Source organism: Pseudomonas fluorescens Q2-87 (genome assembly GCF_000281895.1).
In the GTDB taxonomy this organism is placed as follows: domain Bacteria; phylum Pseudomonadota; class Gammaproteobacteria; order Pseudomonadales; family Pseudomonadaceae; genus Aquipseudomonas; species Aquipseudomonas fluorescens_S.
The window spans coordinates 5,021,621-5,047,555 of record NZ_CM001558.1 but is presented as its reverse complement, the minus strand read 5'-3'; the positions used below and the strand labels follow the sequence as shown (position 1 = coordinate 5,047,555).

Genomic DNA, 25,935 nt, shown 5'->3' with positions numbered 1-25,935 from the left:
CCTGAGGGGGCGCCGCTGCAAGGCTCAGGCTCAAACCTTTGCAGGGTTCTGCTTTTGCGGATCAATGCCGTAGAGCCTGATCGCCTCGGCTACTTTTTCCCGAGGCATTTTTCCGTCGTCGGCCAGAGCCTTCAACGCCGCGAGGGCGATGAAGTGCCGATCCACTTCGAAGAACCTGCGCAGCGACTCGCGGGTATCCGATTGGCCGAAACCGTCGGTGCCGAGGGCCACGAAGCGGCGATTGGCTACGAACGGGCGAATCTGATCGGCGAATATCTTCATGTAGTCAGTCGCGACCACCATCGGCCCCTGTTTGTCCTGCAGGCAACTTTCCACATAACCGATACGCGGCGCATGCTCGGGATGCAGCAGGTTCCAGCGTTCGGCTTCCTGCCCATCGCGACGCAGTTCGGTCAGGCTGGTAACGCTCCAGACTTCGCTGCTGACGCCGAAGTCCTGTTCCAGCAACTGAGCTGCCGCGACCACTTCCTGAAGAATCGAACCACAGCCCATCAGCTGGACATGCTTGCCTTCGACAGTTTTTTCAGGCGCCGAGAGCCGGTACATGCCCTTGAGGATGCCGTGCTCGACGCCTTCGGGCATCGCTGGATGGGCGTAGTTTTCGTTCAGCACGGTGATGTAATAAAAGATGTCTTCGTTTTCGGCATACATCCGCCGCATGCCATCCTGGATGATTACAGCCAGTTCATATGCGTAGGTCGGGTCATAGGACACGCAGCATGGGATAGTCGACGACAGCACATGGCTGTGACCGTCGTCATGTTGCAGGCCTTCGCCCATCAGCGTGGTCCTGCCGGAGGTGGCGCCGAGCAGGAAGCCGCGGGCGCGTGCGTCACCTGCCGCCCAGGCGAGGTCGCCGACGCGCTGGAAGCCAAACATCGAATAAAAGATGTAGAAGGGCACCGTCATCACGCCGTGGGTGCTGTAGGACGTACTGGCAGCGATCCACGAAGAAATCCCGCCGGATTCGTTCAGCCCCTCCTGCATGATCTGGCCGTCCCGGGCTTCTTTGTAGTAGCTCAGCTGGCCGGCGTCTTGGGGCGTATACAGCTGGCCGACGTGGGAATGGATACCGATCTGGCGGAACAGGCTTTCCATGCCGAAGGTACGTGATTCGTCCGGGACAATGGGCACGATCAGCTTGCCGATGTTCGGGTCCTTGAGCAGCGTGCCGAGAATGCGTACGAACGCCATGGTCGTGGAGATGGCCCGTTCGCCGGTGCCTTTGAGCTGTGTGTCCAAGGCCGACAGGGGTGGAACCTGCAAGGGCGCCACGGCATTGAAACGGGCCGGGATGTAGCCACCCAATTGGTTGCGCCTGGCTTGCAGGTAAAGGGCCTCGACGCTGTCCGCAGCCGGCTTGAGGTAAGGCATGTCGCCCAACTGGTCATCGCTGAGTTCCAGTCCGAACCGATCACGGAACGCCTTGACCGCGTCGTCACCCATTTTCTTGAGTTGGTGGTTGATATTCTGGCCTTCACCGGCTTCGCCCATGCCGAAACCTTTAACGGTCTTGGCCAGGATGACGGTCGGCCCGCCGGTATGGCGCATGGCGGCGGCATAGGCGTTGTGGACCTTCTCAGGGTCGTGGCCGCCGCGAGACAGCTTCCAGATCTCGTCATCGCTCAGGTCGCTGACCAGCTCCAACAGCTCAGGATACTTTCCAAAGAAGTGCTCGCGCACATAGGCGCCATTCTGGGATTTGTAGTTCTGGTAGTCGCCGTCCACGCACTCCATCATCCGCTGGCGCAGCAGGCCGCTCTTGTCCTTTTCCAGCAGGGCATCCCAGCCGCTGCCCCAGATCACCTTGATCACATTCCAGCCGGCCGCCCGGTACAGGCTTTCGAATTCCTGAATCACCTTGCTGTTGCCACGCACCGGGCCGTCCAGGCGTTGCAGGTTGCAGTTGACGACAAAGATGATGTTGTCGAGCTTCTCCCGACCCGCCAGGGAAATCGCCGCCAGCGATTCCGGCTGGTCCATTTCACCGTCACCGAGGAACGCCCAGACTTTGCGGCCCTGGTGTTCCTTCAGGCCGCGATCTTCCAGGTAGCGCATGAATCGCGCCTGGTACGCGGCCGTGATAGGGCCGAGCCCCATGGACACCGTCGGGAACTGCCAGAAGTCCGGCATCAGTCGTGGATGCGGATAGGACGAGACGCCATCGCGATCGGTCTCGCGACGAAAGTTATCCAGCTGATCCTCGCTCAGGCGTCCTTCCAGATAGGCGCGTGCGTAGATGCCAGGTGAGGAGTGGCCCTGGATGTACAGCATGTCACCGGCGAACTGCTCGGTGCGGCCACGGAAAAAATGCTCGAAGCCGACGTCATACAAAATCGCCGCCGACGCGTAGGACGCGATGTGCCCACCCACGTTCGAATGTTTGCCGGCGCGCAGCACCATGGCCAGCGCGTTCCAGCGAATATAGGCGTTGATCCGGCGCTCCACGGCCAGGTCGCCGGGGTAGGGCTGCTGGCGGTCGACCGGTATCGTATTGACGTAGGGCGTCGTCACGCGACCGTAGAAATCGCCGTGGCGGTTGGCGTCGAAATCAAGCATCTGGTCGATCAGGTAGTGGGCGCGAGGACGCCCTTCGACACTCGCCACCGATTCAATGGATTCGAGCCATTCGCGAGTCTCTTGTGGATCCTCGTCGAGAAACATGGATTGTTGTGCCATCGTTGTCGTCTCCTGGACAGTGCTGCAGCACCGAGTCGTTTGGTGCCTGACTAAGGGGCGTGGGTCGACGCCAACCTTCGAGAATTTTGTAGTTGCAGATGCAACTACGTGCGAGAACTTAGCCTGCCGCGCGCTACAATTGCAACTAAATCGATTTCTAAGAAAGGTGCTGCATGTCTTCCAACGAGCCGGATACCTGGTTCAGATTCGTCAGGGCCCACCGTTGCCTGATCCGCGAAATCGAGCGCCGGCTGGCGGCCGCCGGGCTGCCTGCCTACGCCTGGTACGACGCGTTATGGGGCCTGGAAAGCGGCCCGGACGGCGCACGTCGCATGAGCGAGCTGGCCGACGTCATGGCCATCGAGCGCTACAACCTCACCCGCCTGGTGGACCGCCTGGAGGCGGAAGGCCTGGTCACCCGCAGCCGCGCCAGCGATGACGGTCGAGGTGCGTATGCCGCCATCACCGAGAGCGGAAAAGCGCTGCGCAAGAAGATGTGGAAAATCTACGAAGGCGCGGTGGACGAATTGTTCCTGTCACAATTCGACGACGACCAGCAGCGGGTCTTCAGCCAAGCGCTGGAGCGCGCGGCCAATGCCGCGCGCGGCAGCGGTCGAGCAAAGTGAACGCTACGCTTCATTGCAACAGATACCGACTCATCGCCTGCTTGACGCACGTCTGTTCGATGACACCTTCCTGAGCCAGCGCTTGCAGCGCCAGCACCACGATCCAGTGTTTATCCACGGCTTGCGAAGAGGTTCCGGTCGAATCGGCGCCGAGCGCTACGAACCTTGACGTGACATGTGCGCCGATCTGAGCGGCGACGTGCTGCGCGTAGCCCGTCACGGCGACGACCGGGCTCCTCCCCGCGCCCAGGCAATCGAGCAGATGCGCGGACCGCTTCGGCTTTTCAGGGTGCAGGCGGTTCCAGCGTTGGGCTTTGTCCGCGTCACGGGCCAGGCGGGTGTAGCTGGGGCAGCTCCACAGTTCACTCGCGATGCCCCAGTGTTCACCCAGCATCCGTGCTGCGCTCATCACCGACTGCAACGCCAACCCGGCGCCCAGCAAGCGAACCTGGGGCGCTCCTACATCAGTTTCGATCTCGGTGAGCTTGTACATTCCCTTGAGTGCCTGGCTCGCACTGATGTTGCCGACGGGACCGAGGAAATCGTTGGGCTCATCGTGAAGCGCCATGTAATAAAAACCGTCGTTACCCTCCACGTACAGGCTCTGCAAAGCGGCCAGGGCAATGGCGTGCGCTTCGGCACCGCTGGCCGGATCGAAGGGCAGGCATTGTGGGTTGGCCACTAGCCAAAGTGGCATCCAAGGGTGAACGCCTTTAGGCCATCGCGAAGGCAAGGTTTCGATGTCGTTGCACAAAATGCCCCGGTTGGCGGACTCGTTCGACAGCGCGCAAAGTTCCGCCGATGTCGCCGAGCTGGTCAGATACAGCAGCGGCTTTTCGCTGGCGCGTGCGGCAGGACTCAAACGCAGGGGCCAGGCACTGATGCGGGTGTGACAGTTCTCGACTTCAGGTTGCTTGTTGGCGCGGATCACCCAGACATGCCGGGCGGTTCCCGGGTCCCTCTCGAGGCGATTGGCGATATCGATCATGGTGTAGAGCGGCGAGGAAAAACCGCTGGCGTGCAGCTCTGAAAGCGTTCGGATCTTGTTGATACAGGCCTGGGCGGCCAGGCGGGTCTCTGGTGTTTTGCTGAAGCTGGCAAAGCCGATCATTCCACAATCTCCGTGCGTTCCGTCGTGCTTGCACCATACGGCACGGCTCAATATGATTGCAAATGCAATGAAATCCACCTGAAATGGAGTTCCTCATGACCACGGCTTCCGCCATTACGCTCTATACGGCAGATACGCCCAACGGGCAGAAAATCAGTATTTTCTTGAAAGAGGCAAGCATCGATTACGACGTGGTGAGGCTCAATCTGTCTGAAGGGCGACCCGATGCTGGGCCAGCTCTGGTGGTTCGCCCAGGTACGTTTGCTGTTGTCATCGACGACCAGCACTTTGAAGTGCCGCATACCTGCCCACACCGCGCCGGATGGCTGGAGCATGGGGGTGATCAATCAGCAGTGCAAAAGCATCACCTGCCTCTTGCACTTTTCGGTGTTCAGCCTGGAAAGTGTTCCTACTAGTTGCGTTTCCAGCACTCCGCAAACCGCGCACATACCCCGTAACGCTCATCCATTTGCGCCATCCTCTCCAAGTGATGACCTACCGCTTCGACCGTCACCCCATTCCCGATCCGGAAGTACTCCACCATCATCGCGACGTCCAGGTCGATCTCGGCTTTCTCCGGCTTGGCATTGGCGGTTTTGGGCAACGCCCATTGTTCCAACTGCTCATCCTTCAACTGCCGCAGGCGCACCTGGTATTCGTCCTTGAAGCGTTCCATCGAGCGCGCTTTGTTCTGCGCCATGTCATCGCCAAACGTCTTCAGGTTTTCCCGGTACAGCGTCCAGTAGTCAGCCGGCAGCTCGAAGCCGAGCTTGGCCTTGCGTTCGCTGATCAAGGTGTCCAGCTTCTCGGGCGAATAAGGCTCGATTTTTTCTTTGGCCGGGTCGGCCTTTACGGTGACGACCAGGCTTTTGTCGATGACCCGGTTCATCAGCTCCAGGCGATGGGGCGTGTCCGGGTAGGTTTTGGGAAACAGCGCATTGCGACCGGCGCAGGCCGGGAAGTCTTTCTTCAAGAGCGGAATCGGCGTGCGCACGTCCTTGCCATCGACCCGTTGCAAGCGTTGCAACTGAGTCTGGCAAAAGTTCTTCTCGGACTTGAAGGTCACCTCGTATTCCGCATTGGCTTCGGGGGTAAAGTTGAAGCCCTTGCCGCACACGGCATAACCCGTGTTCATGTTGGTGCGCAAGTAAATCTGCTCGCCGGGCTTGAGCTTGACCTCCAGATAACCCTTGGCGTCCTTGGGCGCCGGAACGCTCATCCCCACCCGCCGCGCGGTATCGCTCAGCAGCAGATTGTTGAGAATGCCCGTGGCTTGCCCGTCGCAATGAGCTGCGTCGAAATAATCCAGTGTGGCGTTGCTGGTATTGGCGACGAACCGCAACTTGGCAGCGTCCGGTTCAATCGCGTCGGGGTAACTGCCGTTGACGCTGCAACCGCCGAGCATTACAAACAACGCCGATAACACTGACAACGAGGAAGAGCGGCGGGGCAGGGTGAACATGGGGCGGCCTTGAAGGATCTATAAAGTTGACGAATGCTACTGAAGTGCCACCATTGCGTCCATCACCGGCCGCTTGTGGGAGCGAGCTTGCTCGCGATGACGCCGGCACAGTCAACATCACCGATCCAGACAGACCGCTTTCGCGAGCAAGCCTGCACAGGGGGATTGCCCGCAGTTGCAGCTCAGGGCTCCAGCGCCGGCCCCTTCAACTCGATCTGGTTGCCGTCCGGATCGAAGCAGTAGATCGACCAACCTTTTCCCTCCGCGCCATAGCGCATCTGGGCTTTCTCAACGCTCAGGCCGGCTGAAGTCAAATGAGCAAGAAGGGCAGGCTCATCGAACGGCTCGATACGCAGGCAGAGGTGGTCAACATTGTGTCCCTTTTTACCGGCCGCCGGCCCACCCTGGCGACCGAGAGGCCCGTCGACAGCCACCAGGTCAATCATCGAAACACCGGTGCCCAGATGAAGCATGCCAAGATCGTCCCGGCGCTTCTTGAGCTCGCAACCGAGCACCGCTGTGTAGAAAGCCAGGCTACGCTCGAGGTCTTTTACACGCAGGACGATGTGGTCGATACGTTGAATCGTGAAGTGCCGCATACAGGCCTCATGTATTGAGTGATGGACGCTACGGGTTACTTCACCTTAGCTAACCATGCTGGAATGGCATAGCGACACAAAGCTCTGTGGAAGCGAGCTTGCTCGCGATGACGTCATCTTGACCACCACAAATACCCGGACTCGCCACCTCATGATGAAATGGTTCAAAACTCTCACCCGGACAGATGCCATTGCAACTCTGGCCCTGGTCGTCTCCATCGCCTCCGCTTACTTCAGCTACCAGCAATATCAGGACAGCGTCGCCAGCCGCAGAACTCCGATCATCATCCGGGTCGGCGCCGAACACACCAAGGTGTCGTTCTACAAACCCTTCGCAGATTTCCCGTCGGTACTCTTCAAGCAACGCTACAAAATCATCCTCACCAACAATAGTTTCAATCCGGAAAGTGTCATCGATTGGCGGATATGGGAGCGCAGGGAAAATGGCGGCGGGGAGTACGCCGGCATGAAATCCAAACTCCTCGATTCGACGGGCACACCGATAACCTTGCCCTTCCTGATCGCCGCGAAAGAAAGCAAGGTGGTCTTCCTGGACGTCGGCCAGAAAGTCACGCCAGAGGCCTGGGCGGCGGTGGGCTCAAGCGTGAAAGTTGGTAACGAGATGGACTGGTTCGAGGCCGACCGGGTTTTTTCCGATGCAGGCTTTCCGCTGTTTGGGCAGCTCACGCCGGGGGAGAGCTCCAAGTATCAGGACCTGCAAGTCAACCGCTGGCTGGCCGGGCCGGCCTATCAGGAGTTTCAGTTGAGCTTCAGCAAGGCCGATGGTTATGAGGTGGCTGCGCAGCTGTCGTTGAATGTGAGTGATGTTTATCCACAGGGGGAGGCGCAGCGGTAGCTGGGTGTTTAGTCGCTTCGACCAGGTTTTTTGCACGCTATCAGCACGTCTGATAGCGCGCAAAAAACCTGATTCAAACGAGGCTCCAAATTCCTTGAATGAGTCCGATCTCGCGCCTCTGGTACTAGCCGATGGACCTTTCCATCAAGCGCAAACGCAGCTCTGGTTTGTCTTGCCTGGGCCCGATATCCGTCCAACCATGATGGCGGTAAAACTGCGCCGCCCTTTGGTTCGTCTCGCTCACAGATAATCTCATCCGCTCGCAGCCCAGCCCTGCAAGAAAACGGCAGCATGTCCTTGAAGAAGCGAACGCAAATGTCGCTGTCTTGGCCGAGGTTGATCGGTTGAAAGTTCAGCAAAGCATTCGGCGTGTTGTCGGTAGCCATTTGGGCATGACTCTGTGCTTCGATCAGGAAGGGATACGGACATCTTCGCGTAGGTATTCGAGTTTGTGTCGCTCGGATCTCAAACTTCCAGCGTTGGAGTCACTATCATTGGTCGACCGATCACCAGCGGACGCCCAAGCCATGAAAAAACAAGAACAAGACAACCTCATCCAAACCCTGAAAACCCGCTTCGAACAAAACCCCCAGCGTCATCCAGACATCGCCTGGGCCGACGTCCAATCCAGATTGGAAAACAACCCCAACACCCTGAAATCCCTTCAAGCCATGGAAGCCACGGGCGGCGAGCCAGACGTGATCGGCCACGATAAAGAAACCGGTCTTGTCACCTTCTGCGATTGCGCCAAAGAGAGCCCGACCGGCCGCCGGAGCCTCTGCTACGACCGCGCAGCCCTGGACGCACGCAAGGAGAACAAGCCCAAAGGCAGCGCCATGGAAATGGCCGAAGCGATGGGTATCGCCCTGCTGACGGAAGACCAATACCGGGCCCTGCAAACGCTCGGCGAGTTCGATGCCAAAACCTCCAGTTGGTTGGCAACGCCCCCTGAACTTCGCTCGCTCGATGGAGCGATCTTCGGCGACTACCGTTATGGCCGGGTGTTCGTCTACCACAACGGCGTGCAGTCGTATTACGCGGCGCGAGGGTTTCGCGGGTTGCTGCTCGTGTGAGAACACTGCTATCACCGTGGTGAGGGAGCAAGCTCCCTCACCACGGTGATAGCGTACGGTCGAAGAGGATGCGGCAGAGGCCCGTCACTCAAAAAACAGAACCTCACTCCCCTTGGCCTCGACCATCTCACTGAACGCGGGCAACCGCGCCACAAACGCCGTCTCGAACGCCAGGTACCGATCCTGTGCCGGCACATAACGAATACTCGGCTTGATCCGCACAATGTCCTTGGTAGACAGCTTCACCACCTCATCACTGCCCTGATTCCAGAACCAGACCAGGGTGTGCGAGCCAAACGTATTGGTCTGGTAGTTCCACACCCACCAATCACCGTGCCCTCGCGAAACATGAAGCTGCCCATGAAACGTGCGCAACGTGATGACCTGCTTCGGCTGGGTGACGAGCAAGCGCGTGTCCTGGCGCAGTTCGCTGCCGAAACCGTCCAGCGTTGCCTTACTCTTGGCCCCGGTGACAAAGTTGAAGCGCCACGCCAACAGCACCGTTTCCTGATAACCCGAATGCTCGACGTTCTGCCGTGCGCCTTCGCTGAACAGCAAAATCTCATCGCCCCCCAGATACGCGCTTGCCGCCCTGAGCTTATAAGCCTCGGCGGGCATCGGTTTGGCGGCGATGGTTTGCTGGGGCGTGTCCTGATTCCAGATCCAGCACTTCGGCCCATTGTGTTGCATGAACAGCAAGCGGCCAGGGCCGAGGGGCAGGATCGTCAGTTCATCCGCGTCCTCGAAAATCACCTCGCTGCTGTCCGCCGTGATCCGCCAGATCCGCGTCAAATGCTCGGGTTCGTAAAGGCGCTGACGTTCAAATATCAGCGACCCCAGCACCACGCAGGGCTCTTCAAACCCTGGCCATTCCACGTAGGCAGGTCCGAAATGCTCAATGGCATGACCCTGACGAGTTTCGTATGTGTACCGGTCGTCTGCGCTGTAATCACCGCGCTTAACCCGACGGCGCCACAACGTATGCTGGGCATCTGCATCAATGAGCGCCAGATCCGCGCCATCGATCCCATCGCTCCGGTGTTCAAGCATGTCCTGCTCAGCGGGCGGCCACTGGTTGTAATCAATCAGAAAGCACAGCCACTGATCTTCATCCTGTTCGGTGATCGCGGCCCAACCGTTGCGGTAGTTGTACTCATGCACATAGGTGGCGCCGGGATAGTCATGGACTTCCTGCAGCCACTTCACCTTACGGCCCTTGGGTTTGGCCGGTTTGCGTTCGGCGGAGGCAGGCTTGGGTGGCTCGATCAAGTTCGCGGTGAATCGCAGCTCGCCACGCTGGCCCTGCCAATGCTTGGCAAACGCCTCGCGCTGAGCGACCGGGACAACCACCGGCCGATAATCATCGCCACCGGCATCGAGATTCCACAGGTCATAGCCCTGGCTCGCCAACACCGGCGCCAACGCCTCGAAGCACACCTCGGGCATCTCGTTGGACAACTCATCCAACAGCGCCTCGAATACCGGGCCGGCAAACACACCGATGTCGGGATAGTAATGCTGCAACAACCCGAGCAAGTCGTTGCCGGGTGCCTTCCAATCGATATGAACCAAGGGATCAAATTGCGATTGCATCACGCCTGCCTTCCTTGTGATTTCTCTACGCGCCATCTTAGCCGCACACCCAAGGCAACCACCAATCCCCGTGGTGAGGAAGCAAGCTCCCTCGCCACGGGATTTCATGTTACCGGTCCTGAAAATCTGAGAGATAACAAACCGGCGAACTGGCTTCCGCGCGTTTTTCCACCTCGTCCTCCAGCCATTCGGCCAACACCACCGCGTTGTTCTCGACCGTAGACTTGGCCGCATAAACCAACGTCAACGTCCCACCCCGCGCAACATCCACCAATTTCCACCAATGCTCCGGCCGTCCCGCCAGCTCCCGCCGATACGCCACGCTGAACTCGGCAAACGAAATCGCCCCCGCCTTGAACGCCTTGCGCAACTCATGAGAAGGCCCGACCTGCGGCAACCACTCATCGATCACCAACGCGTCCTTGCGACAATTGCGCGGCCACAAGCGATCTACCAGAACCCGCACGCCGTCCTCGGCGCTCGCTGCTTCATAGGCGCGTTTGCATTGGATCATCAAAGCCCTGCCTGTCGAAGTGAGACCGCATCAGCATAGGTCGCCAGCGCTGGTGCGGCCATGGGTTCACCGTCTTCAAGTCTTCGCTGGACCTGCCGCTATCGGTATAACGATTTTTACCGATCCATCGATTGGCTTTGCAAAACCTTGGCTTTCCGGCAATTAATTGGCAAAAGCACGATAAGGAACATGGCGAATGGACGACGGACGATACGAAGGGCGGGCGGCTGTGGCTGTAGGCGCGACGGCGTCGTCCGAGCCGCTGCCGCATATTCTGCTTATCGACGATGTTCCGGAGGATATCCGCGCAACGCTCGTCCTGCTGAAGACGCAACCCTGGCGTATTTCCCTGGCCAGCGATGCCCATCAGGGTTATCAGCGTGCTCTGGCGTTGCGGCCAGACCTGATCGTGCTGGACGTGCACATGCCCCACATGGACGGTTTCAGCCTGTGCCGGCTGCTGCGCGAGGCGCCGTCGACGCGGCACACGCCGATTCTGTTCTTGTCTTCGGCTAACAGCACCCTTGAGCGCCTGGAAGGGCTGACCGTCGGCGGGGTCGATTACATCCCCAAATCCTGCGCGCCCGAAGAAGTGCTGGCGCGTATCAAGATCCACCTGCAATTGACCTGGCGCGCGCCGCCGGCCGGTGTACACAGCCCGGCAGGTCCTGAACCGGAAGGCGACGAGATCGTGCTGCGCGCCGCGATGCGGCTCATTGAACAGCACCTCGATGACATGCCGTCCCTGGTCGAGCTTGCGCAAAAAGTCGGAACCCATGAGAAACGTCTCTCACGGATCTTCCGCGAATTCCTGGGCCTGACCGTGTTCGCCTATATCCGCGATGCGCGGCTGCGTCGCGGTCAGGAATTGCTCTGCGAAAGCGCCATGAGCGTGCAGGACGTCGCCGAACTGATCGGTTTTCGCAGTGCCTGCAACTTCACCACGGCCTTTCGCCAGCGAATCGGCATGACGCCCAGCCAGTTTCGCCAGCAGACCCTTGGCATCGCTGATGCAGAGTCGGCCGGGCGCGTCTGATGCGGCTTCTACAGGTTCTATTACTGGCGATGGCGTTGTTATCCACAGGCCTGCTGCGGGCGGCGCCTGTGGATATCTGCCAGTCTGAATACCTCGACGTGATGCCGGCGATACGGATTTTCGAGGACGTCGAGGCAAAGTCGAGCCTGGCAGAAATCGCGCAGCTGCCCGAAACGCGATTCCACGCCGCAACGCCGAGTTGGCCGTCACAAGGCTATAGCCGCTCGGCCTTCTGGTTGAAACTGCAATTCACTAATTCCAGCGCTGCGACCTGTTCGCGTTTGCTGGTAGTCGGGGCGCCGCGCCTCGAAGACGTCCGCGTCTATCAGTTTGCCGACGGGCGCTGGCGTGATGCCCATGCCGGCGGCGCCCATCCCCTGGCCGACTGGCCGCAGCCGGCGGCGCGGCAACCGGCGTTCCCGGTCTCGCTGGCGGCAGGACAGAGCGCCACGGTGTACGTCCGGGTGACGAGCCATTTCCAGATGCTGCTGGAGCCGGAACTGTGGTCCGAACCGGCGCTGCTGCGCAGTCAGCAACGGACTTACCTGAGCGATGGGCTCACCCTGGGCATTGTCCTGCTGGTGGTCCCGTTCGGCTTCATTGTGGGCTGGATCTTGCGCTCCCGGTTGCTGAGCGTGAATGCCGGCGCGGTGCTGAGTTATATCCTGCTGACCTGCATCCTCAACGGCTACCTGATCTACTGGCCCAGCGTGCTGGGCTGGACCCGCGAGCTGCTGACGTGCGCCAGCGCGGTCTCGTTCGTGTTGTTCCTGGCCTACATGCGCGTGCTGCTGCAGGTTTCCCGGCTGCCCAGAATCGTTGGCTGGAGCTACTGGCTGCCGCTGTTGGGCTGTGTCCTTGGCCGACTCTGGTGGTTGAAGGTCGATCCTATCCAGGGCGCGCAGTGGGTCCAGCTGTCCCTGATGAGTTTCTACGGCGTGCTCCTCGCCACGCTGTTCATGGCCTGGCGCAGACGGCTCGCTTATCACTGGATGGCCTGGCTGGTGCCGGGGTTGTTGTTCGCGCAATTGCTGATGCGGCTGTTTTTCCCCCAGGAGCAATTGCCCTGGCAGTCGCCGCAAAGCAAATACAGCTTGTCCTCGACCCTGCCGGGCGTGGCGTTTCTGGTGTGCACGCTGATCATGGAAGTCAGCCGCAGCCGCCATCGCGAAAAGCATGCCCTGTCCAGCCTCGAACAACAGCGCCAAGCCGAGCAGGAACGCCTGGAAAGCACCGTGGCCCTGCGCACCACCCAGTTGCGAGAATCGCTTGCGGCGCGCAGTGCATTGATGGCGCGGATCAGCCATGACCTGCGCTCGCCGCTCGTGCGCATCATCGACTACGCGCGCCTGCTGCACGCCGGGCCCAACCGCGACTACCAGGCCACCATCGAGCGCAATGCCCGCCAGCAACTGGAGCTGATCGATGAGATGCTCGAATTCTCCCGTGGCGAGCTGGAACAGATGCAACTGACCCTCGCGCCGGGTTACCTCTACGGCTTTCTCCAAGAGATCGCCGATGAGGCAAGTTTTCTCGCTGCGCGCCAGGGCAACACCTTCGAGGCGGTGCTGGCGGATGATCTGCCGCCGCTCGTGGAGGCCGATTTCAAACGCCTCCGACAGGTCCTCATGAACCTCTTGGCCAATGCGGCGAAATTCACTCGCAACGGCCAGATTGGTTTCGAAGTGAGCGCGACTCCGGGGGCGACGCCTGAAACCGCCGAGCTGTGTTTCAGCGTGATCGACACCGGCATCGGCATCGATCCGCAAGAATTCGAACAACTGCTGCAACCGTTCCGCCGCGGCCGCAATGCGCAGCGCTACGAAGGCAGCGGGCTGGGCTTGTCCATCGTCACCCAACTGCTGGAGCGCATGGGCAGTCGGCTGGAACCGCAAACCGCCGAGGAGGGCGGCAGCCATTTCCGTTTCAGCCTGCAATTGATCCGCGCCCAGGAACACGACCTTGAAATCGGTATCGTCGATAATCATGCCGCGCCGTTTGACGGCCAAGGCAAGCATGTCCTTCTGGTGGACGACATCGAGCAGAACAGCGAATGGCTCTACGACCTGCTGGCCGGTTATGGGTTTGACGTGAGCATGGTGGCGAACGGTGAAGACGCCTTGGCTTGCCTGGCGCAGCAGCCGGTCGACCTGCTGATCAGCGACCAGATGATGCCCGGCATGGATGGCTGGGAACTGCTGCGCAATGTGCGCGAGCGCTGGCGCCATCTTCCGGTGATGCTGTATTCCGCCGTCCCGGCACGCAGGCCGGAAGGCTACCCAAAAGACCTGGCATTCGATGCGGTACTGCTCAAGCCCGCCGATAGCCGCGAACTGCTGGCCAGGGTCAAGACACTGGCTTGCTCGGATACGTTGCACCGCGCGATGGCTCGGGAGCAATAGCATGTCGGGGATGGGTTACCGGCTGCTCTGGCTCGGCAGCCTTTCGGCGTTGCCTTGGATGTCTGTTGCCGCGCTAGAGCAACCGCCGTCCGCGCCAAACGTCATCGCCCTCGACGCAACCACCGTCACCGCTCGCCGCCGCGAGGAAGACCCGCAGCACGTGCCGATCCCGATCAACGTCCTCTACGGCGAGCAGTTGGACGAGGCCGGCCTGCACACGCTTCAAGACATCCAGCAACGGGTGCCCGGCTTGGTCGTGTCCGGCCATGACGCCCGTTATGCCGGCTTCGGCCTGCGCGGGTTCGGCGCGACCGCCTACAACGAAGGTCTGGAAGGCAGCGTCGGCACTTACGTCGACGGCGTTTACCAGGCGCGCCAGGGCATGGCCTTCACCGAGTTGATGGACATCGAGCGCATCGAAGTGCTGCGCGGGCCGCAAGGCACCTTGTTCGGCAAGAACACCACGGCGGGCGCGCTGAACATCATCACCCGCCCACCGACGTTTCAACCCGAGGCCAACCTCGAAGCCAGTTACGGTGAGCGCGGTTTGCGCGAATATCGCGGCACGATTTCCGGGGCGCTGCGGGACGATGTGCTCGCCGGGCGACTCAACGTTTTCAACCGCGCCTCCGATGGCTCGGTGGAAAACCTGCAAGACGGCGCCCGCCTCGGCGACGCCGACAGCCAAGGTTTGCGCGGGCAGCTGCTGTGGACGCCGAACCCGGATTTCAGCGCGCGCCTGATCGCCGACTATGCCGAGCAAAACGAGGCCGGCAACGTGCTGCTGGTCAATCACTACAGCCAGCAAACCCGCCAGCGCGCCAAATTCCTTGGCTATCCGCTGGCGGAGCCCGACCCTTACAAACGGGAGACGCGCATCGACGCGCCGGGGCGCCCGCAAACCCTGCAGAACGGTGTCTCGCTGGAGTTGAACTGGGACCTGGACGAGGCGATGCGCTTCACCAGCATCACCGCCTACCGCGACTGGGACTACCGCGCTACTCGCGACGGCGACAGCACCGCGCTTTCCGTGGCGCAGTCCGAGACGGAACTGGCGCACCGGCAATTCAGCCAGGAATGGCGCCTGTCCGGCACCGCCGGTTCGTCCATCGATTATGTCGCCGGGCTCTATTACCTGCGCCAACAGCTCGACCGCGACATCGACGCCGAATTCGGCAAGGACGCCGCGCCCTGGTTTGTCGGTGATCAACTGGAGCAACTGAAGAAACTGGGCATCAACATCACCGATCCGAGCCAGGTGCCGGCCATGCTGCTGGACGGCGCCCGGCAACATTACGGCGGCGAGCAGAAGGGCGACAGCCGGGCAGTCTTCGGCCAGATCTCCTGGCGCCCCATCGACCCCCTCGAACTCACTGGCGGCCTGCGCTACAGCCAAGAGCGCAAGGACGGCTGGGTCTCCCGCGACGTCAGCAACCTCGCACCTTTGACCGGACTGCCGCCGGTTTTCCAGGCGGGCGGCCAACTGCTACGCGACATCGCCCTCGGCGCAAGCTATTACCGCGACGACTCGATTGCAGAAGACAACGTCTCCGGCCTGCTCAGCGCCGGCTACCGCTTCAGCGATGCCGTGATGGGTTACGTCAGTTGGTCGCGGGGCTACAAGGCCGGCGGCATCAACTTCGACGTGGTCGGCCCGTTCACCGCGCCGACCTTCGAGCCGGAGCGCGCTACGTCGCTGGAACTGGGCATGAAGACGCGCTTCTGGAATGACCGTGCGCTGCTCGACCTCGCCGTCTACCAGACCGACGTCGACAACTACCAAGCGCTGACCTACAGCCCGCCAACGTCGGTGTTCGCGCCACCGCTGCGGGACAACCTGATCAACGTCGGCAAAGTCCGCCTGCGCGGCATCGAACTGGATTCGGCCTGGCAACTCACCTCGCAACTCACCGGGCGCCTCGGCCTGGCCTGGAGCGATGCCCGCTACCGGAGCTTCCCCAACGCCCCATGCCCACCGGCCTCGGGCCAATGGACCTGCGACCTCAGCGGCGACCGGGTCTACAACGCGCCAGAATGGAACCTCAGCAGCGGCCTCGACCACACCCACCCGTTGCCCTACGGCTTGGAGGCCTACAGCGGCGTCGACTACAGCTTCCGGAGCGGTTACTACGGCACCCTCGAAGGCGGCGAAGGCAGTTATCAACCCAGCTACGGCCTCACCAATCTGCGCCTGGGCCTGCGCAGCCAGGACCGTGCGTGGGAAGTCGAAGGCTGGGTGCGCAACGTCTTCGACCGTCAGTACATCACTGCCGTCTATTCACTGCTCGGCGCCGGCGACTACGGTGTCATGACCGGCAACGAACGAACCGTCGGCACCACCGTCAGGCTTCGTTATTGACCGAAAGACAGCGGGTCGGACAAAACGCCAAGCGATTACCACCGGCCTTTTTCGACAGGTACATCGCCTGATCCGCCTTGCTGATCAGTCCATCGACCTCCAGCCCATGCTCCGGAAAAAACGCCACGCCGATACTCGCGGCAATCTCCACCGTTTGCGCACCAATCAAAATCGGCGCATTCGCCGCTGCCAGCATCCGCTTGAGCAAAGGCTCGCTGTCCTCCGCCTCCTGCAAACCCACCAACGCCGCGACAAACTCATCCCCGCCCAGCCGCGCCAGCGTATCGCTCTCCCGTAGCGTCGCATTGATCCGCGCTGCGACGATCTGCAACACCCGATCCCCCCAGTCATGCCCATAACTGTCGTTCAACGCCTTGAACCCATCCAGGTCAATAAACGCGATGGCCACCTTATGCTGATGAATCCGCGCCTTGCCCAACGCCTGACGCATGCGCTCGGCCAACAGCAAGCGATTGGGCAATTGCGTGAGCGCGTCATACCGGGCATCCCGCTCCAACAACTGCAGGCGCTGCTTCATCTGCGTCATGTCGCTGAGCAGCGCCACATAATGCTGAACATTGCCGTGACGGTCGTGCACCGCACTGATGCTGATCCGCGACGTCATCTCCCGGCCATCCTTATGGTTGCTTTGAATCTCACCGGACCAATGCCCGTGGAAATCCAGCGCAATTTTCATCGGCCCATAAAACGCCGCGAGCCGACGCACCATGCGATGGGCATTCAGTTCTCGGCCTTTTATTTCTTCTTGCCCGTAACCGGTGAGGCGGGTGAAAGCCTCGTTCACGGCGATGACCCGGCCGAATGGGTCGACCATGATGATGCCTTCGCGGGCGTGGCTGAATACGGTTGTGGCTAGTTCTGGGCATACGGCATTTGCGGACCTGTCCAGCGAGCCTTCGTCGCGGGTGGCCGGCCATGTTCGGGAATCGAACCCTTGCCGGGCCAGATAGGCGACCACGGCCGAGAGCGACTTGTGCAGGCGGAGTAGGGCATTCGTGGCGAGCCGAGAGTTCAGGCAGTAGCTACGGATGAAGGTGCTTAGGTTCATGGGGTTCTGGATGGAGCTGGCGGGTAAGGGGCGGGCTAGCGAAGTGGGCATTATCGGGGTGCGGATTGGCCGGGGACTTTGCTGGAGCGGATGGGAGCTTTGCGGGAAGGGATAGAACTGAAAGATTTTTATGCCGGGTCCGTCAGACATTGGACGACCAGACTCAAGAGCCGACGTTGCCTTGCGCCATTACCTACAACTACGCCAGAATCCGCCGGCTTGTGCGCCTTGGGTTGCGTCGGTAGTTTGGGTTCGGTCACTGCTCATCAGTGATCGGGTTTAGTCGCTCGCCGAGTTAAGTCGCACAAAGCGTCATCTCTTATTCGAAGAAAGTTTGCTTGCGCGATCGTGTTTAATACTTATGCCTATTCAATACAAACGATCTGAATGATTCGGTTATCACCGCCAAAGCGTGTTTGTGTCCACTCTTCTATCGTCTTTATCTGCGGTGGCAACAAATCATAGACAAAGCAAAAATCCTCAGGCTCTGTCCAACCCATAAGCGCAGCCAACTGGTCCATATAGGCGTCTGGGACTTCTACTGTCTGTATTAATTCTTCCGTTGTCATATCAAAAACTTCAACAATCGGCTTCATTTTTCTACTTTCCTTATCGGGTTGGCGGGTTTGGTTTGTTCGCCAGTTATCGGGTCATACTCACCCAGATGTTGACCTTGTTTTGTGTATAGCTCTACAGCGCCGTGCTGTGAGTCCCATTCATAAATCTTGCCTTTACGGTCCTTCCATCTTCGACGTTTAACGCCGCCGCCACGTACAAACGTTTTGGATGGGGCAATTTTAGCGTCTGGAAACGCAGGAAGCAGTGACGGGGGGGTGTAGTACTTGTGATCCCCCGGAACACTCAAAACCACATAAACCGGCCGAACCCCCGAATCCGCCGGAAACACCAGAATGAAATCCCTGTACTCCGGCGGATAGATCGGGTCGACGATGATGCTGTCGGCCATCGGCGTCGGCGGATAGATCCAAATTGGCGGTGCCTGGGGCGCCGCTTCCAGGGCGGGAATACCGAGGGTGTCGGACGGGTTGGTGGCCGGGGTCCAGATCAGTTCGATGCCATCACCCAGGTCGGCGATGAAGTGATCGGCGCGGGGGGTGAATTGGACAACATCGACCATTTCCCAATCGGGATGCTGGCCAGTGTAGAAACCGTAGCCCTTGAGGCTGCCGTCGGCCTGCTGCTCGATGCTCAAGCGCATGCGGCTGCGGGCTTGCTTGATGTCGCGTAGCTGGTCTTCGCTGTAAAGCGCGCTGTCGCCGAGGCTGGACGGCCAGAGCAGGGCGACAATACCTGTCAGCATGGCCGCGCCTACGGTGCCGCCCGCAGCGGCAGCCGTAGATGTTGCCGAACCGCCCAGCGCGAGCCTGCCCAAGGTAACGGGTACCGTGGCAGCGCCGATCTGCTTGAGGGGAATCGTGCCGGATGAGTCGGCGCTCCGGCCGCCGAGCCACATGAGGTCGCCGTACTGCTTGACCAGATCTGCCGGGACGTAGCCGTTGGGGTTGCTGTAATCGATGATGCCGTTGGGGAGCTTGCAGCTTTTGGCAAACACGCTTCCGGTCACGCTGGATAACGGCTTGCTATCCACTGTGGCCCAGCGCGCTTGTTCGTAGGCTGCCTGCCGGGCAAGCATGGCTTCATAAGCCCGCTGCCGGGCGTCGCGCTCGGCCAGTTCGCTGGCGTTCATGTCCCGATAAGTGACGTAGTGCCCGTCACCACCGGATGGGTTTCGGACCTGAGGGATGTCTTTTTTGCGTGTCGCCACGTCGTGAGTCTCGTCCAGTGAGTGCGGTACAGACGCTAACGCGGGAAGAGAGGGGCGCGATGTAGGAGGTTTCTTGGAGTGGTCGTTCCGGTTTCCTGAATATAGGTAGGGCTGGATGTTGAGGGGCGGAGCAATTAAAACGTCAGATGGGGCTGTCAGTCATTGGGCAACCGCAATTCGCCAGCCGACGTCGCCTTGCGCCTTTGCCTACAACTACGCCAGAATCCGCCGGCTTGTTCGCCTCGGGCTGCATCGGTAGTTTGGGACCTGTCACTGCTCATCAGTGATTGGGTTTAGTCGCGAGATGGCTTCAGCATCACTTACAGGAACCTAAGTAGATGGCGAAAGTTACTCCGAATCCTCCTGATACAGACGAACACGTCTTCCGCTCCCAGTCCGCCCGCAACAAAAAAAATCGACGACGCTGCCACGCGAGCTTTGGATTTCTATTTGAAGTTGAAGCCTAAAAGCGAAACGTCTGACAATCCCAACACCATTTTCCGCATTGCTGCTGATGTTGATTCTGAATGTTTGCTTGCGAATCTCAGTGAGAGCTTGGCTTCGGCAAACGCGATGATCAGTGATTTGGCGTTTGATCTTGAAGGACCGCGGCGGCATGTGGCGTTGAGGATTTTGCAGGTGATTGAGTTGAGTGAGCTGTTGGCGAATCGGACGCTGGATATTGTTGTGGTGAGGTAGCGCTCAGCTGCCGTTGTAAAATAAAAAGGTCTTGCTTAACAAGACCTTTTTTCAAATAAATCCCTCTGTTTTGCTTCTTTAAGAGGGATCGGTTGTTTCTAGCTGAAAGACCCAAAGCTGATCTGGAAAGCTACCAGAGTATAAGCCGAACACGCCATTGGTATTGTAATAAAGGTTAGGCATGCCTTTTTGGATGCCCAGTTTGTTCTTTATATACACGCCGGCGAGTTCAGGGTCGGTGCTGAATTCCCATACCTGGTCGGGGCTATGCTCGTAAGCATTGTATTCCATTGAACAGGTGGCCAATTCACTGTCGTTGTCGTTCCAATAAAAAGTGAGGTATGAGTTATACGCGACGCTGCATATTTTCAGATCCCCATCAAGGTTTTTTATATAAAATAGTTGGTTGTTTTGGTCGGTGTCCGCGATATAGGCTTTTCCTGCGTCGCTGATGGTAATATATTTTCCTGTTTGCGCATTCATAATCCTAAAGGTCACCCCCTCAGGAATGTTTTCTGCGTTGACAGTGAACGTCTGTATAGTGAAATGTTGGTCGGGATAGTCTGGATTATAGACGCCAATGCCAGCATTGTTGTTGGCAAAAAGGTTCAGGCCGGTGGCACTGTTTTTTATCGTGACCACCTCCGGATTCTTACTTATTTCCGTAATGTCCCAATGTTGGTCCTCATAGTCCGCATACCCTAACGGATACAAACCGACTTTGTTGTTGCTTGAGGAGTAATCTGTCAGCCATTTTTGCGCATAGACATTCAGTATCTTTATTTCTCTAGTATCGTTGCCGTGTTCTGGCTGAATAGACCAATAGGAAGGATATTCCAATGGGTTGTAGGGCTCGGAGTGATCCAAAATCTCAACGCCTTCTTTGTCTGGAGTCGCGGACAAGTACCCAGATGAATTGCAGGCGCGGACAAACATAGTGTCCGCATAGGCAGACAGATTCGGCTTGACATACAGCGGCTCAGAGTTGTAAGGAGGCGTGATCTGACCCTTGTCATGCTCAAGATGTAGATACCAGATTTTATGGCTATGATCCAACTTGTATATTGGGTCGAGCGTCGCGTAAACAACCAAGTCCGAGCTGCCGTAGACCCCTTCTTTTTTTGCACCAAAATAAGCGTCGGCGTCGGGGTTGGTGTTCTTTACCTTAAATATTCCCGATAGCTGTGATACGGCCCAGCCCAAAATTGAACCGGCAGCCGCTCCGCTTCCTCCTTCCTCCCAGTCCGCGGAGTCGAATCCCAAATCATCGAGTTGTTGTACATAATCACCAGAGAACTGTTCCCACTGGCTAAGATTGATAGCATCTCCGGGGCCTTTAACCCTTGTAGAAAACCAAATTAAACAAGCATGAGCCGTTTGTGTATCGTTGGCAGCCAGTTCAAGCGTAGGGCCTGCAAGTGCGTAGAAGGTTACCGGAAACGGACAGGCATTACGTACTTTCATTCTTCCCCAGGTCATACTTAACTACTCCTTGTTGTGAAAAATTCCATAAAATCAAGTTACATGGCCCTGCCTTTGTAAATAAGGCTTTATTAATCCTGATGGGCAGTGCCACGGAACTACTGATTCATAACAACCGATCAAGGCGGTTTTCAGGTATGTGTGTCACCTAGTGTTCGAAGCGAACGATTTCTCTTGATCTCAACCTAGTTGAAGGTGTTTGTTTACGCAAATTGTTGAGGTGAGGTAGGCCACGCTGGGGAAAATGTCATTCAGCCGTAAAGGGGAGCTCAGCAGCCCATTTTTGAGGGGTTCAATGAGACCTGGGGCGGCGATCTGGGCGGGCGGCTGTCATCTTGCGCCGGATGGCATAGGAGCAGGCCTGTGAGGCGGTGCCGACGTCCATTGCGAAAAGCCCATCAGCTAAGACAAACTCCCCGTCTTTCCAGACTCGATAAGGATGCGAGCATTGAAATTTGAAAACGGACAGTTTTCCAGCAGCCATGGAATTATCTTCAGCGTATCGCGCTTCACCTTGTCAGCCGATGAACGGGGTAGCCTCAGGGAGCTGCATTTTGGTGAAGCTAAAGCCGCCCACTATGAAGTGAGCAACCGGGTGGTAGAGCTCTACGACAAGATGCTTGCCAAGGATTTACCCTGCCAAATGATGGTCGGGATCTCCAAACCCTTGACCCGGCAGCAGGGGGATTTACTCAACGCCCAACGAATGAGTATCGCCAACCTCACCAGCGGTGTTTTCGCCGCAGCGGCAGGTAAGTTCATGCCCGCCGCAGTCATCCCTGTGGGATGGGCCGTCCGCGAGTTCACGCTAGGCAAGTTGCCGACCTACCACGCCGGTGATGTCATCGTCAGTCTGGATGCGCAGGTCAGCGGTGGCATCGGTCCGCAACACTCCGGATCCTCCATGATCATCAAGACTCAGGGCGGCTAGGACGATGAACGAATATGGCCTATACGCATTGGCGTACGCAGTGTTCCTGCTGTTGTTTTTCTATATGAAATCCTACAGCCTCAGGAAATGGCTAGGCATTGCCCTGGTCGCCCTGGGGTTCGCGAGTATTTTTGCGCTGCCGTCTTTCATCGCCGGTTTTGACCTGGGTATCGTCTCGACCAGTGCAATTGGCATTGGAGCGGCACTGTTTTTTAGCCGGGGCCGGTATGGGGCGTGAACCATTGGCGCTGGACCAAGTGGGTGAGGCGGTGCCGACCTAGGCACTCTCAGTTGGATCTCATGAACCCGTGCCGTCATGGAACAATCCCCTTGCGCCAGATAGCTGAACTCTCTGCTTATCTTTGATCAGATAGGAGTCAAGGGACGTTGATGTTGATTCGGCGTTACCAGCTAAGCACGAGTGGAGTAGCGACCATGGATTACGACGACAAGTTGATAGAGGAAGCTGTGCTTGCCTTGTTGGCAGCCTTCAGCTCCGACGACGGCAACGCCTGGAAAGGTTTCGACTTCGAGGTCATGAACCGATTGCATGAACAAGGCCTCATCAGCAATCCGGTAAACAGGAACAAATCGATCTGGTTGACGACTGAAGGGTTGGAGCGAGGTCGGCAGCTTGCCGACAAGTTGTTTGGGACAGAGCGTTGAGGGGCGCGTCTGAACGGATTACCCACTCGCCAGCACAACCCGGCCAAACCGGGCGTTATGATCCTGCGGCCTAATCGCCAATAACTGATCGAGGCGAATCTCCAGGCGACCGTCCGCAGTTTCCACGTCAAAAAACTCCTCCCGGGTGGAGGCGGTGCGCGTGGTGATCGCGCGGGCTGTCAGGCGTTGGCCGTCAGTCAGTTCGATGTCCAGCGTGTAGCCGTACAGGCAGGCAATCTCAAGGTAATCATGCAGGTCGCAGTTCAACGGTTGATAGGTCTTCATCTCAAGTGGCCCCAATGGCGCGACCGGACAGGTTAGGGCACCACCTGTCCGTCGCAAAGTTAGAACACAGCGCCCTTCGCAAATCAGAGCAGTTGTTTCAACATCGTCTGCAGTTGCTTGTTACGGGCGTCATCCAGCGGGAACACCGGCAGGCGCGGATCGCCGACTTCCAGGCCAAGAATGCGCAAGCCGGCCTTGGTGGTGGCGGGCAAACCGCCCTTGAGGATGAAATCCAGCAGCGGCAATTGACGATAGAACAACGCCCGGGCCAGGCTCAGATCGTTTGCCAGCACGGCTGCGTAAAGGTCGAGGTTGAGCTGCGGGATCAGGTTCGACGCGGCGGTGCACCAACCCTTGGCGCCGGCCGCGAAGGCTTCCAGCGCCAGTGGGTTGCAACCGTTGTAGAACGGCACCTGGCCCTCGCCCAGCAATTGCAGCTTGTGCATGCGCTGAATGTCGCCGGTGCTTTCCTTGACCATGGTGACGTTATCCACCGCGTTGAAAATCCGCAGGATCAGCTCCACCGGCATGTCGATGCCGCTGGTGGCGGGGTTGTTGTACAGCATGATGGGCAGGTCGATGCTCGCACCGATGGCTTGGTAGTGCGCCAGGATTTCCGCCTCGCTCAGTTTCCAGTACGAGGCCGGCAACACCATCACGACATCGGCGCCCTTCGCCTGGGCAAAACGCGCACGGCGCACCGCCTTGGCGGTGGTCAGGTCCGACACGCTGACCACGGTCGGCACCCGGCCGGCGACGCGGGCAATACTGAACTCGCTGACCTGGTCCCACTCGGCGTCGCTCAGGTAGGCGCCTTCGCCGGTGCTGCCCAGGGGCGCGATGGCATGCACGCCGCTGTCGATCAGACAGTCGATGGACCGGCCCAGTGCGTCCAGGTCCAAGCCCTGGCCGTCGGTGGAGAAGGGCGTGACGGTGTAGCCGATGATGCCGTGGATGTTGGGGGTAGACATGGCGTCGCTCCTAATGGGTTCAGTTCAGGCAATCGGCGTGTTGACGCAGGTTCTGCCGGGCGTAGTAGTTGAAAGCGGCCGCGTGACGCTTGGGGCGGGCGATCCAGTCGTGGGCTTCGCGACCCAGGTGAGGCAGGATCGGCTTCACCTCGCCGGCGGCCATGGCCAGCAATTGCAGCTTCGCGGCGCGTTCGATCAGTTGAGCGATGTTGCAGGCTTCTTCCACGGTGGCACCGGTGGACAACTGGCCGTGGTGAGAAAGCAGGATGGCGCGCTTGTCACCCAGGGCCCCGGCGATCAATTCGCCTTCCTCGTTGCCAACGGGCACGCCCGGCCAGCCCTCCAGAAAGGCGCAGTCTTCGTACAGCGGGCAGAGGTCCATGTGGGAAATCTGCAGTGGCACTTCCAACATCGACAGCGCGGCGATGTGGGTCGGGTGGGTGTGAATGATGCAATTCACATCCGCCCGGGCGCGGTAGACCCAGGTGTGAAAGCGGTTGGCCGGGTTGGGCATGCCGTGGCCCTCCAGCACCTCAAGGTCTTCATTGACCAGCAACAGGTTGCCGGCGGTGATTTCATCGAAGCCCAGGCCCAATTGCTGGGTGTAATAAGTGCCAGGTTGCGGCCCACGCGCGGTAATCTGCCCCGCCAGCCCTGAGTCGTGACCGTTCTCGAACAGGATGCGGCAGGTCAGGGCCAGCTTTTGTCGTACAGTCCACGTATTATCCGGCAGTGTTTTCTGCATCTGATTAACAGCATGCTGGACCAACTGGTCCTTGGGCGTCGCCAGTGTCTTGCTCATACCCGTTCTCCTGATTCGCTCTTTGACCGTTCTTGATCCGCGTCATGGAAGCTATGAAAGGAAGGTGCTAATGACACTAAATAGACTATATGACACAAAGTGTCATTTGCAATCGCAGATTGTCCGTTTCTCTGGAAATGTTGGTTACCTATGTCCATTCGCTTGAAATTGCTCAGGAAAAAACTCGGCATGACACTGGACGTCCTGGCCGAAAAAACCGGGATGACCAAGAGCTACCTGTCCAAGGTGGAGCGGGGCTTGAGCACCCCCTCCATCGCCACGGCGCTCAAGCTCGCCAAGGCCCTGAGCGTGAAAGTCGAGGAGCTGTTCTCCGAAGAAAGCGTCTCCCTCGACAGCTACAGCCTGGTGCGCAGCGAAGACCGCCAATCCCTCGCGGCGAGCAGCGGCAGCTCCGAATACGCGGTATTGGCCCACCAAGTGTCCGAGCGCAGCCTGCTGCCCTTCATCCTTTATCCAGCGGCCGAATTCACCGCGCATCACGCGTTCAAGGAACACACCGGAGAGGAGTTCCTGTTCGTGCACGAGGGCCAGGTGGAAGTGGACTTCATGAACGAACGCGTGCTGCTGAACCGTGGCGATGCCTTGCATTTCAATGCGCAGAAACCCCATCGCCTGCGTTCGGTGGGCGACGTCCAAGCGCAGTTGCTGGTGGTGGTCCACAGCGATGAGTCGTCGGAGAGGGGCGAGGGTGCCTAGCGGCTCCAATCGCAATGCCATCCAGGAAACCAACGTGGCGAGGGAGCTTGCTCCCGCTGGACTGCGAAGCAGTCCCCTCCAATGACCGCCTCGCCACAGATCTTCCGACAGCCTCAACTGAACGGCATCAAGCATCTGCTCGGCCCAGTCGAATGGCATCTGTCAGTAAAGACCGACAGACACCGGCGACGAAGGC

At 58.9% G+C, this 25,935-nt stretch carries 25 protein-coding genes; 12 read left to right on the top strand and 13 right to left on the bottom strand.

The annotated features are described in order from the left end of the window. Positions 1–30: 30 nt before the first annotated feature. Positions 31–2,700 (bottom strand): pyruvate dehydrogenase (acetyl-transferring), homodimeric type, encoded by a 2,670-nt coding sequence (aceE, locus tag PFLQ2_RS05610; protein ID WP_003185247.1) that lies wholly within the window; start codon positions 2,698–2,700, stop codon positions 31–33. Positions 2,701–2,873: 173 nt separating this feature from the next. Here aceE and PFLQ2_RS05615 point away from each other — a divergent pair, with 173 nt between their 5' ends. Continuing rightward, positions 2,874–3,326 carry a MarR family winged helix-turn-helix transcriptional regulator gene (locus PFLQ2_RS05615; protein WP_003185245.1) on the top strand — a complete coding sequence of 151 codons (453 nt, stop codon included), beginning with the start codon at positions 2,874–2,876 and terminating at the stop codon, positions 3,324–3,326. Between the two features lie 10 nt (positions 3,327–3,336). On the opposite strand, the gene PFLQ2_RS05620 is transcribed toward PFLQ2_RS05615, so the two are convergent. Then, positions 3,337–4,437 carry a transketolase-like TK C-terminal-containing protein gene (locus tag PFLQ2_RS05620; RefSeq protein ID WP_003185243.1) on the bottom strand — a complete coding sequence of 367 codons (1,101 nt, stop codon included), beginning with the start codon at positions 4,435–4,437 and terminating at the stop codon, positions 3,337–3,339. A gap of 95 nt (positions 4,438–4,532) precedes the next feature. Here PFLQ2_RS05620 and PFLQ2_RS30725 point away from each other — a divergent pair, with 95 nt between their 5' ends. Beyond that, entirely contained in the window at positions 4,533–4,853 is a 321-nt protein-coding gene (locus PFLQ2_RS30725; protein WP_225970847.1) for a hypothetical protein, read from the top strand. On the opposite strand, the gene PFLQ2_RS05625 is transcribed toward PFLQ2_RS30725, so the two are convergent. Together PFLQ2_RS05625 and PFLQ2_RS05630 are read right to left on the bottom strand one after the other, a co-directional pair. Further along, positions 4,850–5,899, bottom strand: a complete 1,050-nt coding sequence (locus PFLQ2_RS05625) for a hypothetical protein (RefSeq protein ID WP_003185241.1) — start codon at positions 5,897–5,899, stop codon at positions 4,850–4,852. The two genes, PFLQ2_RS30725 and PFLQ2_RS05625, sit on opposite strands and share 4 nt — an antisense overlap. Positions 5,900–6,081: 182 nt before the next feature. Continuing rightward, entirely contained in the window at positions 6,082–6,498 is a 417-nt protein-coding gene (locus tag PFLQ2_RS05630) for a VOC family protein (RefSeq protein WP_003185240.1), read from the bottom strand. A gap of 151 nt (positions 6,499–6,649) precedes the next feature. On the opposite strand from PFLQ2_RS05630, the gene PFLQ2_RS05635 reads away from it, so the two are divergent. Both PFLQ2_RS05635 and PFLQ2_RS05640 read left to right on the top strand, forming a co-directional pair. Continuing rightward, entirely contained in the window at positions 6,650–7,354 is a 705-nt protein-coding gene (locus PFLQ2_RS05635; protein ID WP_003185238.1) for a hypothetical protein, read from the top strand. Between the two features lie 527 nt (positions 7,355–7,881). Continuing rightward, on the top strand, positions 7,882–8,427 hold the full coding sequence (locus PFLQ2_RS05640; protein WP_003185236.1) for a DUF4256 domain-containing protein: 546 nt from the start codon (positions 7,882–7,884) through the stop codon (positions 8,425–8,427). An 84-nt stretch (positions 8,428–8,511) separates the two neighbouring features. Here the strand turns inward: PFLQ2_RS05640 and PFLQ2_RS05645 are convergent, their stop codons facing one another. Beyond that, positions 8,512–10,020: a hypothetical protein gene (locus PFLQ2_RS05645; protein ID WP_003185234.1), complete on the bottom strand. Its 1,509-nt coding sequence runs from the start codon at positions 10,018–10,020 to the stop codon at positions 8,512–8,514. Between the two features lie 109 nt (positions 10,021–10,129). Beyond that, positions 10,130–10,534, bottom strand: a complete 405-nt coding sequence (locus PFLQ2_RS05650) for a DUF488 domain-containing protein (protein WP_003185232.1) — start codon at positions 10,532–10,534, stop codon at positions 10,130–10,132. 196 nt (positions 10,535–10,730) lie between these two features. Here PFLQ2_RS05650 and PFLQ2_RS05655 point away from each other — a divergent pair, with 196 nt between their 5' ends. Genes PFLQ2_RS05655 through PFLQ2_RS05665 form a run of 3 tightly spaced genes read left to right on the top strand, consistent with a single transcriptional unit; the run spans position 10,731 to position 16,331 of the window. Next, positions 10,731–11,570: a response regulator transcription factor gene (locus PFLQ2_RS05655; protein ID WP_003185230.1), complete on the top strand. Its 840-nt coding sequence runs from the start codon at positions 10,731–10,733 to the stop codon at positions 11,568–11,570. After that, positions 11,570–13,972, top strand: coding sequence for a hybrid sensor histidine kinase/response regulator (locus tag PFLQ2_RS05660; protein WP_003185229.1), 2,403 nt, complete (start codon positions 11,570–11,572; stop codon positions 13,970–13,972). The genes PFLQ2_RS05655 and PFLQ2_RS05660 overlap by 1 nt, the downstream gene beginning before the upstream one ends. A gap of 1 nt (position 13,973) precedes the next feature. Beyond that, complete coding sequence (locus PFLQ2_RS05665; protein WP_003185225.1) at positions 13,974–16,331, top strand: TonB-dependent receptor; 2,358 nt, start codon at positions 13,974–13,976, stop codon at positions 16,329–16,331. Here the strand turns inward: PFLQ2_RS05665 and PFLQ2_RS05670 are convergent. The 3 genes from PFLQ2_RS05670 to PFLQ2_RS05680 form a co-directional block, all read right to left on the bottom strand. Beyond that, entirely contained in the window at positions 16,315–17,400 is a 1,086-nt protein-coding gene (locus tag PFLQ2_RS05670) for a sensor domain-containing diguanylate cyclase (RefSeq protein ID WP_003185223.1), read from the bottom strand. The two genes, PFLQ2_RS05665 and PFLQ2_RS05670, sit on opposite strands and share 17 nt — an antisense overlap. Before the next feature lie 365 nt (positions 17,401–17,765). Beyond that, positions 17,766–17,996 (bottom strand): DUF7683 domain-containing protein, encoded by a 231-nt coding sequence (locus PFLQ2_RS05675; protein WP_003185221.1) that lies wholly within the window; start codon positions 17,994–17,996, stop codon positions 17,766–17,768. Further along, positions 17,993–19,186: a colicin E3/pyocin S6 family cytotoxin gene (locus PFLQ2_RS05680; RefSeq protein ID WP_003185220.1), complete on the bottom strand. Its 1,194-nt coding sequence runs from the start codon at positions 19,184–19,186 to the stop codon at positions 17,993–17,995. Before PFLQ2_RS05680 ends, PFLQ2_RS05675 begins: the two co-directional genes overlap by 4 nt. 450 nt (positions 19,187–19,636) lie before the next feature. Between PFLQ2_RS05680 and PFLQ2_RS05685 the strand changes: the two genes are divergently transcribed. Further along, positions 19,637–19,885, top strand: coding sequence for a DUF6124 family protein (locus tag PFLQ2_RS05685; RefSeq protein ID WP_430451957.1), 249 nt, complete (start codon positions 19,637–19,639; stop codon positions 19,883–19,885). A 78-nt stretch (positions 19,886–19,963) separates the two neighbouring features. Here the strand turns inward: PFLQ2_RS05685 and PFLQ2_RS05690 are convergent, their stop codons facing one another. Further along, positions 19,964–21,364 carry an RICIN domain-containing protein gene (locus PFLQ2_RS05690; protein WP_003185214.1) on the bottom strand — a complete coding sequence of 467 codons (1,401 nt, stop codon included), beginning with the start codon at positions 21,362–21,364 and terminating at the stop codon, positions 19,964–19,966. A 451-nt stretch (positions 21,365–21,815) separates the two neighbouring features. Here PFLQ2_RS05690 and PFLQ2_RS05695 point away from each other — a divergent pair, with 451 nt between their 5' ends. The 3 genes from PFLQ2_RS05695 (at position 21,816) to PFLQ2_RS28170 (ending at position 22,964) form a co-directional block, all read left to right on the top strand. Further along, positions 21,816–22,298, top strand: coding sequence for a hypothetical protein (locus tag PFLQ2_RS05695; RefSeq protein WP_003185212.1), 483 nt, complete (start codon positions 21,816–21,818; stop codon positions 22,296–22,298). 4 nt (positions 22,299–22,302) lie between these two features. After that, complete coding sequence (locus PFLQ2_RS05700; RefSeq protein WP_003185210.1) at positions 22,303–22,536, top strand: hypothetical protein; 234 nt, start codon at positions 22,303–22,305, stop codon at positions 22,534–22,536. Positions 22,537–22,733: 197 nt separating this feature from the next. Next, positions 22,734–22,964, top strand: coding sequence for a DUF6429 family protein (locus PFLQ2_RS28170; RefSeq protein ID WP_033046261.1), 231 nt, complete (start codon positions 22,734–22,736; stop codon positions 22,962–22,964). A gap of 18 nt (positions 22,965–22,982) precedes the next feature. Here PFLQ2_RS28170 and PFLQ2_RS05705 read toward each other — a convergent pair whose 3' ends face one another. The 3 genes from PFLQ2_RS05705 to PFLQ2_RS05715 form a co-directional block, all read right to left on the bottom strand. After that, positions 22,983–23,249, bottom strand: a complete 267-nt coding sequence (locus PFLQ2_RS05705) for a Rho-binding antiterminator (protein ID WP_003185208.1) — start codon at positions 23,247–23,249, stop codon at positions 22,983–22,985. An 83-nt stretch (positions 23,250–23,332) separates the two neighbouring features. Then, a complete protein-coding gene (locus tag PFLQ2_RS05710; protein WP_003185206.1) occupies positions 23,333–24,220 on the bottom strand; it encodes a dihydrodipicolinate synthase family protein in 888 nt (295 codons plus the stop codon). Between the two features lie 19 nt (positions 24,221–24,239). Beyond that, the gene (locus PFLQ2_RS05715; RefSeq protein ID WP_003185204.1) at positions 24,240–25,022 is read right to left on the bottom strand and encodes an aldolase; all 783 of its coding nucleotides are present in this window, start codon (positions 25,020–25,022) and stop codon (positions 24,240–24,242) included. A gap of 150 nt (positions 25,023–25,172) precedes the next feature. Between PFLQ2_RS05715 and PFLQ2_RS05720 the strand changes: the two genes are divergently transcribed. Further along, positions 25,173–25,739: a helix-turn-helix domain-containing protein gene (locus PFLQ2_RS05720; protein WP_003185202.1), complete on the top strand. Its 567-nt coding sequence runs from the start codon at positions 25,173–25,175 to the stop codon at positions 25,737–25,739. The last annotated feature ends 196 nt before the right edge of the window (positions 25,740–25,935 follow it).